Source organism: Stenotrophomonas sp. AS012628, assembly GCF_010608305.1.
Taxonomy (GTDB): Bacteria; Pseudomonadota; Gammaproteobacteria; order Xanthomonadales; family Xanthomonadaceae; genus Stenotrophomonas; species Stenotrophomonas geniculata.
Map to the genome: position 1 here is coordinate 18,809 of NZ_VMBJ01000055.1, position 13,554 is coordinate 32,362.

Here is a 13,554-nt window from a genome sequence, read left to right on the forward strand (position 1 = left end):
CTGAGAGGCTCAAATGAAACTGCAGATAGCGATTCTCACGTTCATTGTCTCTGCATCCGTTCAGGCAGGAGACGGAACTCCAACTGATGGAAAAATCGCTGACGAAGCGAAGACCCCGTCAAGAATCGTCCGCAGCGCGGAATGGCCTGACTTCATTGGAGGAACGATCAGTGTGGAGCAGTCCCTCACCCGCAACTCGAAGGGACAATATGTATACCGCTACGACGATCAAACGGAAGCCACGAAGCAGTATCACGAGGCTTCCTGCGCGGATATCGGGATGAACCCCGCCAAGGGCGAGTCCATCACAGTGGGGCCTGGAAGCGCCGCGTGGCATTGCTCAAGCATCGAGTCGAACAGTGCTAGCGACGCAAAGAGTACTGACTATGTAATCGCCTATGCACCCAATGGACAGGTATCAGCTGGTCAGAACTTCATTTCCTATGGAACCGTAAGATTCAACAGCTCAGTCAGCGGGAACATCCAGGGTAGCGTGCAAATAGACAACGGGAGGTGCCATACCTTCTATAGCGAGTATTACCCACCCAACACCGTGGGAAATCACACTGCCAGAATACTCTGCTTCGCTCATGCGCCACAGACGATGAATACGTTGATGGAAGGATGCGTGCCGCGGGCCTGCGCAAGCGATCGTGGCTCCATCAGAGCCTACTGAGATCAAAACCCTTTGACGTGGCAGTGAGGGTGATGAAGCCGCCCTCACTGCTCAGGCTCATGATCCTATCCTGATGATCGCCTCTACTATTCAATCCCTCGCTCTCTTATCGGTATCGTGCCTTCCGGGCCAACTGAGCGCGGACTACAGTCTGTCAGGGACGCCTATTGTCATCCGCAACACATCGGCCCCTGACAGCTCTGGAAACATGACGTGCATCCAACAACTTCTTATCAGGAATGAAGAAGGGGTACTGACCTATCACTACGCCCTTCAACCCTCAGCGGCACGAGACTTCCATGAAGAACTCTGCGCTGCCATGGGCATGACGCCTTCATTGGGGACAGCATTGCTACCAACGCCCTCATCCGGTTGGGCCTGCACTACCGAACTCCATGATGGTGGCCAACGCCCTGCGGTACCATGCCCTCCCCCGAACCGCCCCGGTATCCGCCGTGCCCCACTACACCGGCCCCCTGCTGACCCGCGACAGCGCCGACACCCTGCGCCGTGCCCATGACAAGGGCGCCGCCGACTGGCAGGGCTCGCTCGACCTCGGCCGCAGCCAGGACAGCGTGGCGCTGGATGCCGACGGCTTCCGCTTCCGTGGCCAGCCCTACCCGTGGCCGGGCAAGCTGAAGGACCGCACGCTGTACTACTGGGACGGCGAGGACTTCGCCCCGATCTCGCGCTACAGCGGCTCGCTGATCAAGCTGGTGCCGACCGAATGGGGCGCACCGACCTTCGAGATCGACGGCATCAAGATGCTGCCGACCTCCAAGCTGTCACCCTTCGAGGATGCGCGCCGCAAGGTCGAGCTGGTCGCCCCGGCCGGCAAGGTGATCCTCGATACCTGTGGTGGCCTGGGCTATTTCGCCGCCTGCGCGTTGGAGGCCGGTGTCGGCCAGATCCGTTCGTTCGAGAAGAATGCCGACGTGATGTGGCTGCGCACGCTCAACCCGTGGTCACCGGATCCGGAATCGGCTGCGGCCGGTGGCCGCCTGCAGTTCAGCCACGGCGATGTCTCGCAGCAGATCGAACAGGTGGCCAGCAACAGCGTCGACGCGATCCTGCACGACCCGCCGCGCTTCGGCATCGCCGGCGAACTGTACTCGCAGGTATTCTACGACCACCTCGCCCGCGTCATCCGCAAGGGCGGTCGCCTGTTCCATTACACCGGCGCGCCGAACAAGCTGACCAGCGGCCGCGACGTGCCACGTGAAGTGGCCAAACGTCTGGAAAAGGCCGGCTTCAAGGCCGAGCTGGCGCTTGACGGTGTGCTGGCCGTCAAGCGCTGAGCCTCACTCCGAATCCACCTTGGCCAGCTTCATCACCCACGCCGGCACCTCGGGTTCACCGGCGTAGAACTCCTTCGGTTTCTTCTCCGCCATCGCCCAGCGGTGCAACCAGCTCGGGCCGTAACGGCCGCTGTAGCCTTCGGCACCACGTGCATAGGCCGGGTCACGCATCGCTTCATCCAGTGAGATGAAGCGATAGCCGCGGCGCTTCGTCGCCGCCACCAGTTCGGCAAACGTGGCTGCATTGAGTTCGTTGGCGTGCATCAGCCAGACCTGTGGCAGCGCGTAGCCCAGCAGTGCCTGCGACTGCTTCTCGTAGTAGTCCAGCTTGTTCAGCATGTACGGCACGTAGCCCTTGCGCAGCTGTGCCAGCGTCGCCTCGCGCGCCGGTGAATCCGGCTGCTCGTTCATCACGTTGGCGTAGGCGAACGCCCACACCCACTCGCCGTTGTCGACCGTCACCGGTGCCACGCGGTAGCCATGCTGCTTGAAGAACGCGTCCATCTCCGCGCGTTCTTCCGGCGTGCGCCCGGCACGCAGATAGGGGTGACGCATCCACTGCGGCTTCAGCCCACGCTCGGCCAGCAACGGCCGCAGCACCGTCTCGCCACGCAGGAAATCCTGCTGGAACGCAGGCACGCCCTTGGCGTTCAGATCCATGTGCGAGTAAGTGTGGTTGCCCAGCGCATAACCCGCGTCCAGCCAGTCGCGCAGCATCTGCACCCGCGCCGGCTGCACCTGCCCGTCGATCTCAAGCTTGTTCTCGTTGACGAAGCCGACTACCGGCACACCCGCCTGGCGCAGCTGACCCATCAGCGCTTCATGGCGTGCCTGCAGGTCGGCCGGCACGATCTCGTCCACCCGCGCCCAGGGCAGGTCGTCGATGGTCACCGCAATCCGGCGATCCACTTCGGCGGCGTGCACCGCCAACGAACACAGCAGCAATGGCACAGCACGCAGCAACCAACGCATCAGTACATCCTTGCAGGAGCGAGGTGCTGACTTTAGCGCGATTGCGGGCGCGTGGTCGGTCACACACCCGCTATGGGCTGCGCGACTGCACCTGACGCTCGCGCACGATCGCCCGCCACAGCATGAATCCCGCAGCCATCGCCATCAGCATCAACGCGACCAGCACCAGGGCAAGGTCATCGGGATTGCGCAGCAGCGGCGCGTGCTCGCGGGTGAGGATGCCGAATACCACCTGTTGCGCCTGTGCCAGCGGCAGCCGGCCCTGCTCGCCCAGTTCCACCAGGCACGCCGCTGGGGACAGCTTGGCTACGCTGGTCCACGCCATGTCGTACAGGTGCAATGCCCTGAGGGCCAGCGCCAGGATCGCGGCGTGCAGCGCCATCACCCCCCAGTTGGCGCGTCGCAGGCGTTCCGACAGGCGACCCAGCCGGTAGACGCTGATCGACATCGCGCCCAGCAACGCCAGTACCACGCCCGCCATCGGAATCCACTGCAGCGGTTGCCATGGTGCAAGCGCAGTGGACCGCGCCAGCAGCTGTTCTGCGACCTGCATGCGTGCGACCGGGTCGGGCCCACCGCATGCGTCATCCACCGGCTCCAGCAGCAGTCCCACGCGGTAGTGGAAGAAACCGGCTGCAAGGGCTACCGCCAGCAGCGCCACCACCTGCAGTGCCAGCAGAATCGGGCCAGGACCACAGATACGACAGAAGCGGGCAGCAGCAGAGACCATCGGTTCATCCGTGACAACAAAGGACCATCCTAACCAAGCGCCCTGTGCTTGTCGGCTGGCGGATACGACAACCGCCGCGTGGTCCCGGTAGGATGTGGATGAGCATGGACGGTCGTATGTAGAGGTGTTGTGGATGGTCACGCTGTATCTGTGGGTGCGAACGCTGCTTCCGCTGCTGGCGTTCGTGATCGCGTGGATGCTGCTGTCGCGCCTGATCAAGGCCCGCGTGGCGCGCCTTCCACGCGTTTCCTTGAACCTGCCCGAGTACAGCAGCAGCCCGCGCCGGAAGGACCGGCGCATCTACGCACGTAAGCTGCGGCGCAGACCGGGCCTGCGCACCGCAACGCGCCCGGCCACCGCGCCGCGCAGCTGGAATCTCGCCGCGGTGTTCGTTTCGTTCTCCGCATTGATCGCCGCCGTGCTGGTCTTGCCGGATGGCGCGCGCTTCCAGGTGATGGTCGAGAGCCTCACTGGCTACCCGGCCACGATTGCAGAAGTACAGGTTCCCGCTGCCGGGCAGCCTCTCGTGCTGCAGGCGTGGCAGCCCGCACTGGCGCAGCTGTCGCGGCCGGTAGCGATGCGCTACCCGATCGGGCGCACCGGCGGCGAGCATGAAGCGCACGCCACGCTACCGGTACAGGTCAGGCATCAGGGGGATCGGCTGCAGGTAGCTACGGCCGTGCCGGTGGATGCCGATGTGCTGCATGCAGAGCTTGCGCGCCTGGCGGGGCTTCCGGTTGAGGCCATCACCGTCCGCCAGAAAAAGATCGCGCCCTGGCTGGAACCCGGCTGGACGCCGCTGGCCAACCTGTAGAGCCGAGCCCACGCTCGGCTGCTTTTGCAGTAGATCCACGCCATGCGTGGATGGATGCAGAACGGAGTCGAGCATGGCTCAACTCTACAGATCACGATCCGCGCGGCAGCTTCGCGGCCCACATGTTGTCCACCAGATTCGGATAACGTCGCCCATTCTCTTCCGCCCGCTGTCGCGCCGCCTCTTTCTGCGCAGGCGACAGCGGCTGCGAGGTCTGGCCCTTGGGATTGGGCTTCTTCCACGGGGGTGTCTTGGTCTGGCGCATGGCCGCAGCTTACCGCTTCAGGAAGTTCAGCAGTGCCAGATTGAAGTGGTCCGCATGGCTGGTATTGCACCCATGTGGTGCGCCTTCCAGGATCACCACTTCGCTGCCCGGAATCGCCCGGTGCGTGCGCTGCCCGGAACCTTCGAACGGCACGATCGCGTCGCTGTCACCATGCAGGACCAGCGTTGGCACGGTGATCTTCTTCAGATCGTCGCGAAAGTCGGTGGTCGCGAACGCGTGCATGCAACCCAGCGCCGCCGCCTGATCGGATTGATGGCACAGCGCGATGGCCGCCTGACGCGTCTCTTCGGTCACCATCAGCTGGCCATTGGCGCTGAAGAAATCGCGGGTGAAGCCATCGAAGAACGCCTCGCGATCCTTTTCCAGACCGCTGCGCATTTCGTCAGCCTTGTCCTGGGTCAGCGGGCCGTCCGGGTTGTCGTCGCCGCGCAGCAGGAACGGCGGCACCGCCGCAGCGAACACCACGCTGTGCAGGCGCTCCTGGCCATGGTTGGCCACGTAACGCGCCACCTCGCCACCGCCCATCGAGAAGCCGACCAGGGTGACATCGCGCAGATCACGTTCCTCGATCAACCCGGCCAGGTCCGCCGCCAGCGTGTCGTAGTCGTAACCTTCTGCCGGCTTGTCAGAACGGCCGAAGCCACGCCGGTCGTAGCTGATCACCCGGTGCTGCGCGTCGCGCAGGATCGACACCTGCGTCTTCCAGGCATCGGCGGACAGCGGCCAACCGTGAATCAGAATGACCGGGCGGCCATCGCCACCGGTGTCTTCAACGTGCAGGCGGACGCGGGAAGCAGGCATGGGAGCTCCTGTGGAAGGGGAGGCTTTCAGGCTATGGGCCGGCCCCTATCGCGACCGTGATGGAATCGCCGGCCGCCATGACATCCCCTGCACAGGCGACGCCGCTGGAGCCGGGCCGTCAATGCGGGCATTCACTCCGTGGAAGGGCCGTTTCGTCGGACGCCGGCTGCAGCGCCCCAAACGCCATGCGAGCCTGCGTGAACCCTCCCTGGAGACTCGCCATGCTGCTGCTCACCCTGCCCCTGCTGGCCGCCGGCCTTGCCGCCGCACCCGCGCCCTCCGATGACCTGCGCGAGCAGATCCGCCAGGCCGACACCCAGCTGTTCGCCGTCGCCTTCGAGGCCTGCGATGCCGACAAGGCCGCCGCGATGACCACCGAGGACATGGAGTTCTTCCATGACAAGGACGGCAAGTCGGCCAGCAGCCGCGAAGACTTCCGCCGCAGCGTGGCCCACATGTGCAGCAATGCGCGCAAGGGCGGCTGGAGCCTGCGCCGCGAACGGGTGGAGCCTTCGTTGCAGGTGTTCCCGCTACACGACGAGCGGGCGCTGGAGATCGGCGACCACCGCTTCCATGAACGCGGCAAGGACGGCGTGGAGCGCTGGGTGGGCCAGGCCCGCTTCATCCAGGTCTGGCGTCGCGTGGACGGGCGCTGGATGGCCGAACGGGTGATCAGCTATGACCATCGGCCGGCAACGAAATGAACCCGTCGGCGACTGTTCACTCGCCCTGACCAAGACCATTCAGCCCACGGTCTCCTCCAGATCGCGGGCGTAGTAGCTTGCTGCCTGAGCCAACTCCGCGCCGATGGCGTCGCACAGGTGCGTTGGGGAATCGACCCGTACGTTGCTCCCGAAGCCCATCAGCCACCAACGCAAGGTCTGGTCGTCCTCCACCGTAGCGCGCAGCCGGATCCATCCATCACCCAGATCACTGATCGTCTGATCTTCGGACAGGGGCGTCTCCCTGAGATGCTCCGCAGCCTGCGCCCGGAAGCGCGCCTCCAGCACGATGCGTCCTTGCCCCTGGAACGCGGTGGCGGTGGTCGTCGCATAGCGCTGGAAGTCGAAGTCCGGCAGGCTCCTTGCCTCCATCTCCAGCACCCGGGTTCCACTCAGGCGATGCAACGCCAGGTGGCGGATGTCCGTATAGTCCCGCAGCATGCAGACAAGGTACTGCGCAGAACCGCGCATCAGCAGCCCCAGAGGATGCATGATCATCTCCTTCGGCTCGTCCTTGCCTTTGCTGCGGTACCAGCCTGACAGGCAGCGTCGGGATGCCAATGCCCTGTGGACATCCACCTGTACGGCCGTTTCCACCTCGGGGGCGAGCAGGTTCGGGCCCATGGGCAGGATCGCGGTCCTGCTGGCCCACTCCCCCCAGCCCGACGTCGAGACTTCCGCCCGCGCCATGTCGAACACGGGCATCAGCTCATTCATGGCCGTTGCCGGGAGCAGCTGACGCAGATGTGCATGCGAAAGCAGCAGTGCAACGCTCTGCGAAATCGACAGCCTGGGCGTGAAGGCGAAGTTCGCTTCCCTGGACCAACTCCAGCCAAAGGGCTTTTCACTGTCGTCGGCAATGAGCTGGAACCGCGTGGACAGGTTCTGGAGGTCCCGTTCAATGGTGCGACTGCTGGTCCTGAAGCCCAGCGGCTCCAGATTCTCCAGTATCTGCCTGACGGATATCCTGCGCGGAGCGCGCGGGATCATGCGCAGCATCTCCCACTGCCGCATCAACGTGTCGTTCGAACGGATCTTCATATCAATCTTCCCTTCCAGAGCCGACAGGCAACAAGAGCCCCACCAGAACGGCGTGGGGCTCTGCCCATCGTCAAGCCGCCTTGGCGGGCTCCTCGCCCTTCATCACCACCATCGCCGCATCCACATCGGCCACGGTCTTCTCGGTCGAAAGCACCAGCGCTCCTGCGTCATCCAGGATCGGGGTATCGATCATCACCTTGATCAGCTGGGCAATCTTCACGGCACGGAAAACCCGCTCCCGCGCCTGCTGGGGGAAACTACTGAAATCGCAGCCGTGCTCCCGGATGACATCACGGATATCGGCTACACCACGACGCAGCGACATGCACAGCTTGGAGAACGTCCTGTTGGCGAGCGTTGCAACGGTCTCGACCGCTGCCAACTGTTCGGCGGCCAACACGGCCTCGTCGTAATGGGTTCGAGCAACCTCTTTGTTACGGCGTGCATCGGCCAGCGCGGCTTCAGCCTTGCTGCCCACCACGTAGCCAAAGATCGCCAGCGCCGGACCGGCAACTAGGCCACCCAGCACCAGGGTGCCGCCAGCCATTCCGAATCCGCCCGCAGCCAACGAACCGCCGCCCAGCCACGCCAGCGTTGCGTTGGTTGCTGCAACACCGCTGAGGGTCGAAATGGCAGTGCCGGTGCTGGCACTGGCCAGCAGCATCGTCCCGTTGTACGCACCAAATGCCAACGCGGCGCCACTTCCCAGCCCGGCGCCCAGGCCCAGGCCCGAGTCCATCAGCAACTGGTAGTCCCGCTTCAGGCCTTCCAGCGACGCCGTGGTGAAATCGCCCTGCACCAGCTTGTCCAGTTCGGGTGAGCCGATCCCCTCAACGTTCTTGAGCAGGCCAAATGCATCGATGAAGTCTGCGATCCCCCCATTGAAAGCACGCAGTTTGCGTGCACCATAGTCCTCAAGCACCGTGTTGGTACGCTTGCGCTGCGTCTCCAGCAACGACGAGCCCTTCTCGATCAGCCCTTTTGCATCGGCGTTGGCGATGCCGGCATCCTTGTGATCGACCACGGCCTTGCCGCCCTTGTAGATGCCATACAGCGCGCTGGCCGCCATCGCGGCCCCGACTACGATTGGAATCATGGGTAACTCCTTTTACTCAAGAATGATGGCAACGGTACGGGTGGCCTCGCGATTGATACTTTCCGCGCGCTCAAGCAGGTCGTTGTAGATGTAGTCGTCAATACCGAAGATATCGGCCAGGCGACGCAGCTGTGCTTCCTCGACACTCGACACTTCACCGTCGGCCAGTGCAAGCAGCATCAACTCATACAGCATCACCTTCGGTACGGCCGGCTGCGCGGCTTCGACCATGGCCTTGTCGATCAGCGAGTCGAGCACCTCGCACGCCACCCGCGCCCGCTCCACCGGGTCGCTCTGGCGCACCAGCGGCATCGTCTGCAGGCGCGTCAACAGTTCCTTCGTCACCCCGTCGGACCGATATACCTTGCCGCACTCACGGGAAAAGCTGTCGAAGATCGCACGTTCGTGTTCGGATTCATCCAGCGAAACCTTGCTCAGGTTGGTATCGCCAGTCACTTCTTCGTGGGTCTTTCCGTCCCACAGCATCGGGTTGTCACTCACGCTCAGCAGGCGCGCAACCTTCAGGAAGGTTGCCTGCTCGGTGTCTGGAAGCAGATAAAGGAACATCGTATCTCCAAGGTCCTGGGATCACACACGGAAGCCGGCGTGGCCAACCTGCCCGGAAGGCCACGACCAGAAATGGGTTCGATTGATCAAAGCCGAAGCGGCTCGTCACCCGTCATGAACAGATCAAACTCCTGCAGCGAAGCAAACTGCAGGCGGCTGCCCAGCAGAAGGGCAAAGCGGTTGATTGCAGCCGCGAATCCATCGGCGTCAATCTCCGGCTGGGTGGTATCGAGTGCACACAGCAACTGGGCCGTCTCGTCATTCAGCACTGGAAGCTCGGCCGCAATGAACTGCGCCAGCGCCAAGCGCTGCGCCAGAATTTCTTCACGGGCAGCTTTGTTGAGCTCGATTGCCAAGGCCAGCCTCTCGGCAGCCAGATCTGCACTCCGGGCCGCCTCCAACGTTTCCCGATAGAAGATCGATGAAAGCGTGCAGCCAATCATCCCGCCGATGGCGGCGCCAACCACCGGGACCGGAATCGCGATCTGGCCCAATGCCACCATCATGGCCGAAGCCATCATGCCGGAACCCTTCTCACCGATCTCATCCAGGAACTGGACGCCGTCGATCTCACCCCTGGCGTAGCGGCGTATGCAGCCGGTCATGGTCACGCAGACGTCGACCACCATGGCCGGAGCGGCTGTACGGGAAAGGACCTGCAGGCTCTGTCGGCCTGACTGCTGCATCACTGCGGTCAATGCGGCCCCGGACGCAGCCGTTGCGTAGCCCATGCCGGCAGAGACGGCACCATCCACCAGGACTGCGCGGCCCGCATCAATCATCCCCCTGCGCTCGGTTGCCACCGCATAGGCATTGGTCGCCATGCTGATCGCCGCGCCAACCATGAACGCCCCGCGCGCGCCTTCAAGACCTGCCCTGTGGCTGGTATGCGCGATATCGCGCACCGTCGCCATCCGCGGATGGGTACGATAGAACTTCGCATCGTCACTGGTCAGCCCCGTATCCAGAAGGTTGCCGGCCAGCTGCTCATAGTTGTCTGCCTTCGCACGAAGATGCAGTGCGACCTCAGGCTTGCCCCTCGCGTCGACCACGTCCGCCTGACGGCGCAGATCTGCTGCCTGCGCCCGGCAATATGCCTCGGCATCGACGTACTGCTCCGAGGGCAGCTCCAACTTCAGCCCACGATAGCGCGAGAACTCTCCATCGGGCGCAGCGATCTTCTCAAGGAGCCGGTCACGGTTGCCCACGAACTTCATCTGTGACTGGCTGCCTTCAATGATCTGGCCATCCAGCACCCTTACCCGGTCAACGCGATCATCGTTCCGCCGGTACTGGGGATGCTCATCACTGCGCACCGTGCGAACGGGTGACCCACTGCTGATGGCCTCGGCATTGTCACGACTGGTCGCTGCGACCTCAGCCGCATAGCCGGCCTGCTGGGCAATGCTGTTTTCCGGACGTACCGGATCAAGCTTGTACCCGGAGATCTTCTTCAGGCCATGGGTAAATGTCTGACCGGTCAGTTCGTCTCTTCCGGTATACCCTTTGATGTATTCGGCATTAGCATTGCCATAACGTTGGACAGTCTCCAGCGTTGACATCGTCGTCGCTGCGTCCAGGATCTGCCTGCCCGACGTTTCGCGGGCACTGTCATCTGCATTTGCATTGGGTTCCATTGCGTTTTCCTCCGTGACGCAAAGCATCCAGCTGTGGGCCAATACCCAGGCATGCTTCGCCGGCGGGTTTGGCTGGGAGATCCATCTTCGGCGTGCATAGCGACAAACCATGTCGTAACGCCTGATCCCCCGGATCATCGACAGCACTTCCGAAAACTTTAGGCCTATTGCGAACTTTTCGTGGCCGATTGCGACGACACATCGCACTGCGACACAGATTGTCGGGGGAATCCGCATATTCCTCTCCGGGGAGGCCACGCAGGTGCTGGGCCTCCCTTCCTTCCATCACCTGACGAGGAACGCCATGTTCAGAATCATCGGTGCAACCGTGGTGTACGGGCTCGCGCTGTATGGCCTGGGATGCTGGGTACGTGACAGCCACGAAGTACGTGACACGAGGTAGACCTTTACTCCTGTCGAGACCCGGACGACCTCAGCGGTCGACAGCAGGCAATCCCCTCACCGGACAGCGAGGGAACACAGATCAGGATGATGGAACCCCCAAAAGAGAGATTGATGAACAAGCGTCATTCCGAGCTCGTGATCTTCATTGACAATGTCGTCGCAGAACTTCGCCCGGTGCTGGCCTGGATCGAGCGCCATCCGGTCCTTATTGCGTCGATTGCCGTACTTCTGCCCAGCGCAGGCATCCTCTACTACGCCGTCAGGGAAGAGCTGCCTCTCAGCCTGCTTTCGTCCGATGCCGTTTCCGCACTCCCCATGATGCTTGCGGTGACCGGGCTGCGCGTCCTTGCCCTGGCCGTCATGTTCCTTTCCCCCATCGTACTGTCCCCCAATCGGTTCTCGTATATCCCAGGCCAGGGAATCAAACTGCTGCCGGACGCTCCGGCGAGCCGGAACAGGACGCTCTGGCGCTGGAGCCTTGCGCTGATCACTCCGGGCGTACTGCATTTCAGCGGAATCTATGTCGCATCCTTCTACACCGAGATTTCAGATGCAGCACTGTGGTTCAGTACGATTGGCTGCCTGCTGATCTTCGTTCTCCTTTCCCGCTGGGCGAAGCCCGATGACAGGAAGCAGAAATGGCTTTCCTTGGATAGCTACTTCCTGCTGGGCATGGGGCTCATGCAACTGCTGTCCATCAACACGATCATGCGGCTCATGCTCGGCCTGGTCTCCAGGGAAAGTGATCTGGTGATTGGCATGTGCCTGCTCACGGCCGCAGTAGCATTGGGCATATTCCAGTCCATCGTCATCAGAGTGGTCGATGAACTGAGTGGACGATACGGCGTTGGTGTACTTGCACTCTCGTTCGCCTCGATCATGGTCACCGTGGCCATGCTCTTCCCTCCGACCGGTGCATACCTGGCCTCGCAGGTTGTCAATCCGCCAAGCGGAAAATCCCGCGGCTGCATGACGCTGGATCTGCGATCGCGTGACAGCGCATCCCGCAAGCTCCTGATCGGTGATGGTACCGCTACCCATCCGGTCAACGTTGTCTACTCGACCAGTTCCGTGCTGCTTGTACGCTTGAAGGATGACGACAGCAGGACCATCCATCGCATCCCCATGGACCAGGTTACCGAGTTCAACCCGTGCCCGCGGGAAACAGACACCGAGAAGTCACCCGGGACATAAGGAAGCTGATGCCCTGATCCGAGCAGGGCCGCCCGTGCCAGACGCACGGGCGGCCCCGTAGCCGGTTACAACTGAATCCGCGCCACACTCTCGTCAGCGCCCTTGTCGTCCTTCTCGCCGTTCTTGATGCTGACGAACAACACGTTGTTCTTAGCATCCAGCGCCAGGCTGTTCGGGTGGGTCGGCACCGTGTAGGTCGCCACCTTCTGGTAGCTGTCACTGTTGTACGCGGTCACCGTACCGGCCTCGCGGTTGGTCACGTACAGGCGCTTGCGCGGTGCATCCAGCAGGATGCCCAGCGGGCCGGCATCGGTCGGGATGCTGGCCAGTTCCTTGCCGGTGCTGCGGTCGAGCACTAGCACGCGCTGGCCCGGGTGCTTGCTGACCAGGCCGCTGCTCTTGGCCTGGTAGCCACGCAGGAATTCCGAGCCCTGGTCGGTCACGAACAGGCGCTTACCGGCGGGGTCCAGCGCGATGTTCATCGGCTGCTCGGCGGCGATCCTGTGCTGCGCCACCACCTTGTTCGACTCGGTGCCCACCACCACCAGGTCGGCCAGCAGGTTGCTGGTGTAGATGCGCTTGTTGGCCGCATCCAGCGCCAGGCCCGGCGCCTTGGCATTGCCCAGGCCGTCGATGGTGTTGATCACCTTCAGCGTGGTGGTATCGATCACGAACAGCACGCTGCTCACGTCTGGCTGGCTGCTGTGGCCGGTCACGTACAGGCGGTTGGCCGCGCTGTCGACCACCAGCTCGCGCAGGTCGTGGGTGTAGGCGGCCTTGCCGTCCTTGCCGGTCTTCTTCTCCATCAACTGGATGGTGCCGACGGCCTTGTTCTGCGCGGTGTCGACCACGGTCACCGACAGGTCCACGGTGTTGCCCACGTACAGGCGGTTGTGGGCGTCATCCAGCACCACGCCGAACGCCTTGCGCTCCAGCGGGATGCGGGTTTCCACGGCGAGCGTGGCCGGGTTCAGGCGCAGCACCTGGGCCGGGCCGGCGTCATCGCCGAAGCCGCCGGACGAGGCCACGAACACGGCGTTCTGCTTCGGGCTGTAGGCCAGCTCGTACAGGCCTTTGGCCACGGCCTGGCGCTGCACAGCGGCGGTGGTGGCACTGGCGGCGGGCGCGTTGTCGGCGAATGCGGAGGGCACGCCGAGGCTGAGCGAAACGGCAACGGCCAGCGCGGCCGAGCGGAAGAGAGGAGTACGGAACATGCGAGCGTCCTTGAATGGGCACGGGAAGGTGTCCTGGCTCGCTGGGCCGTACTGCGACGGCCCGCCCCGCATCTGTCTGCGCGGGGTGGGCTGGCTGGGGT

General features: G+C 63.1%; 14 protein-coding genes. 5 read left to right on the forward strand and 9 right to left on the reverse strand.

The annotated features are described in order from the left end of the window. Positions 1-13: 13 nt before the first annotated feature. The gene (locus tag G5A07_RS18870) at positions 14-676 is read left to right on the forward strand and encodes a hypothetical protein (protein WP_191863808.1); all 663 of its coding nucleotides are present in this window, start codon (positions 14-16) and stop codon (positions 674-676) included. Positions 677-1,074: 398 nt separating this feature from the next. Next, positions 1,075-1,974, forward strand: a complete 900-nt coding sequence (locus G5A07_RS18875) for an MnmC family methyltransferase (RefSeq protein WP_191863809.1) — start codon at positions 1,075-1,077, stop codon at positions 1,972-1,974. A 3-nt stretch (positions 1,975-1,977) separates the two neighbouring features. On the opposite strand, the gene G5A07_RS18880 is transcribed toward G5A07_RS18875, so the two are convergent. Both G5A07_RS18880 and G5A07_RS18885 read right to left on the reverse strand, forming a co-directional pair. After that, a complete protein-coding gene (locus G5A07_RS18880; protein ID WP_191863810.1) occupies positions 1,978-2,946 on the reverse strand; it encodes a polysaccharide deacetylase family protein in 969 nt (322 codons plus the stop codon). Positions 2,947-3,016: 70 nt separating this feature from the next. After that, positions 3,017-3,676 carry a hypothetical protein gene (locus G5A07_RS18885; protein WP_191863811.1) on the reverse strand — a complete coding sequence of 220 codons (660 nt, stop codon included), beginning with the start codon at positions 3,674-3,676 and terminating at the stop codon, positions 3,017-3,019. 133 nt (positions 3,677-3,809) lie between these two features. Between G5A07_RS18885 and G5A07_RS18890 the strand changes: the two genes are divergently transcribed. Beyond that, positions 3,810-4,490 (forward strand): hypothetical protein, encoded by a 681-nt coding sequence (locus G5A07_RS18890; protein WP_191863812.1) that lies wholly within the window; start codon positions 3,810-3,812, stop codon positions 4,488-4,490. Between the two features lie 91 nt (positions 4,491-4,581). Here G5A07_RS18890 and G5A07_RS18895 read toward each other — a convergent pair whose 3' ends face one another. Next, positions 4,582-4,755, reverse strand: coding sequence for a hypothetical protein (locus G5A07_RS18895; protein ID WP_005412082.1), 174 nt, complete (start codon positions 4,753-4,755; stop codon positions 4,582-4,584). Positions 4,756-4,764: 9 nt separating this feature from the next. Beyond that, a complete protein-coding gene (locus tag G5A07_RS18900) occupies positions 4,765-5,577 on the reverse strand; it encodes an alpha/beta hydrolase (RefSeq protein ID WP_191863813.1) in 813 nt (270 codons plus the stop codon). A gap of 221 nt (positions 5,578-5,798) precedes the next feature. Between G5A07_RS18900 and G5A07_RS18905 the strand changes: the two genes are divergently transcribed. Then, a complete protein-coding gene (locus G5A07_RS18905) occupies positions 5,799-6,281 on the forward strand; it encodes a nuclear transport factor 2 family protein (protein ID WP_191850557.1) in 483 nt (160 codons plus the stop codon). Positions 6,282-6,320: 39 nt separating this feature from the next. Here the strand turns inward: G5A07_RS18905 and G5A07_RS18910 are convergent, their stop codons facing one another. The 4 genes from G5A07_RS18910 to G5A07_RS18925 all read right to left on the reverse strand — a co-directional run bounded on the left by G5A07_RS18910 (position 6,321) and on the right by G5A07_RS18925 (position 10,640). Then, on the reverse strand, positions 6,321-7,340 hold the full coding sequence (locus G5A07_RS18910) for a WYL domain-containing protein (RefSeq protein WP_049397217.1): 1,020 nt from the start codon (positions 7,338-7,340) through the stop codon (positions 6,321-6,323). Between the two features lie 70 nt (positions 7,341-7,410). Beyond that, on the reverse strand, positions 7,411-8,436 hold the full coding sequence (locus G5A07_RS18915) for a hypothetical protein (RefSeq protein WP_191863814.1): 1,026 nt from the start codon (positions 8,434-8,436) through the stop codon (positions 7,411-7,413). Between the two features lie 12 nt (positions 8,437-8,448). Then, positions 8,449-9,003: a hypothetical protein gene (locus G5A07_RS18920; protein WP_191863815.1), complete on the reverse strand. Its 555-nt coding sequence runs from the start codon at positions 9,001-9,003 to the stop codon at positions 8,449-8,451. An 86-nt stretch (positions 9,004-9,089) separates the two neighbouring features. Then, on the reverse strand, positions 9,090-10,640 hold the full coding sequence (locus G5A07_RS18925) for a hypothetical protein (RefSeq protein WP_191863816.1): 1,551 nt from the start codon (positions 10,638-10,640) through the stop codon (positions 9,090-9,092). A gap of 516 nt (positions 10,641-11,156) precedes the next feature. On the opposite strand from G5A07_RS18925, the gene G5A07_RS18930 reads away from it, so the two are divergent. Next, entirely contained in the window at positions 11,157-12,239 is a 1,083-nt protein-coding gene (locus G5A07_RS18930; protein ID WP_191850551.1) for a hypothetical protein, read from the forward strand. Positions 12,240-12,304: 65 nt separating this feature from the next. Here the strand turns inward: G5A07_RS18930 and G5A07_RS18935 are convergent, their stop codons facing one another. After that, the gene (locus tag G5A07_RS18935; protein WP_191863817.1) at positions 12,305-13,453 is read right to left on the reverse strand and encodes a YncE family protein; all 1,149 of its coding nucleotides are present in this window, start codon (positions 13,451-13,453) and stop codon (positions 12,305-12,307) included. Positions 13,454-13,554: the final 101 nt, after the last annotated feature.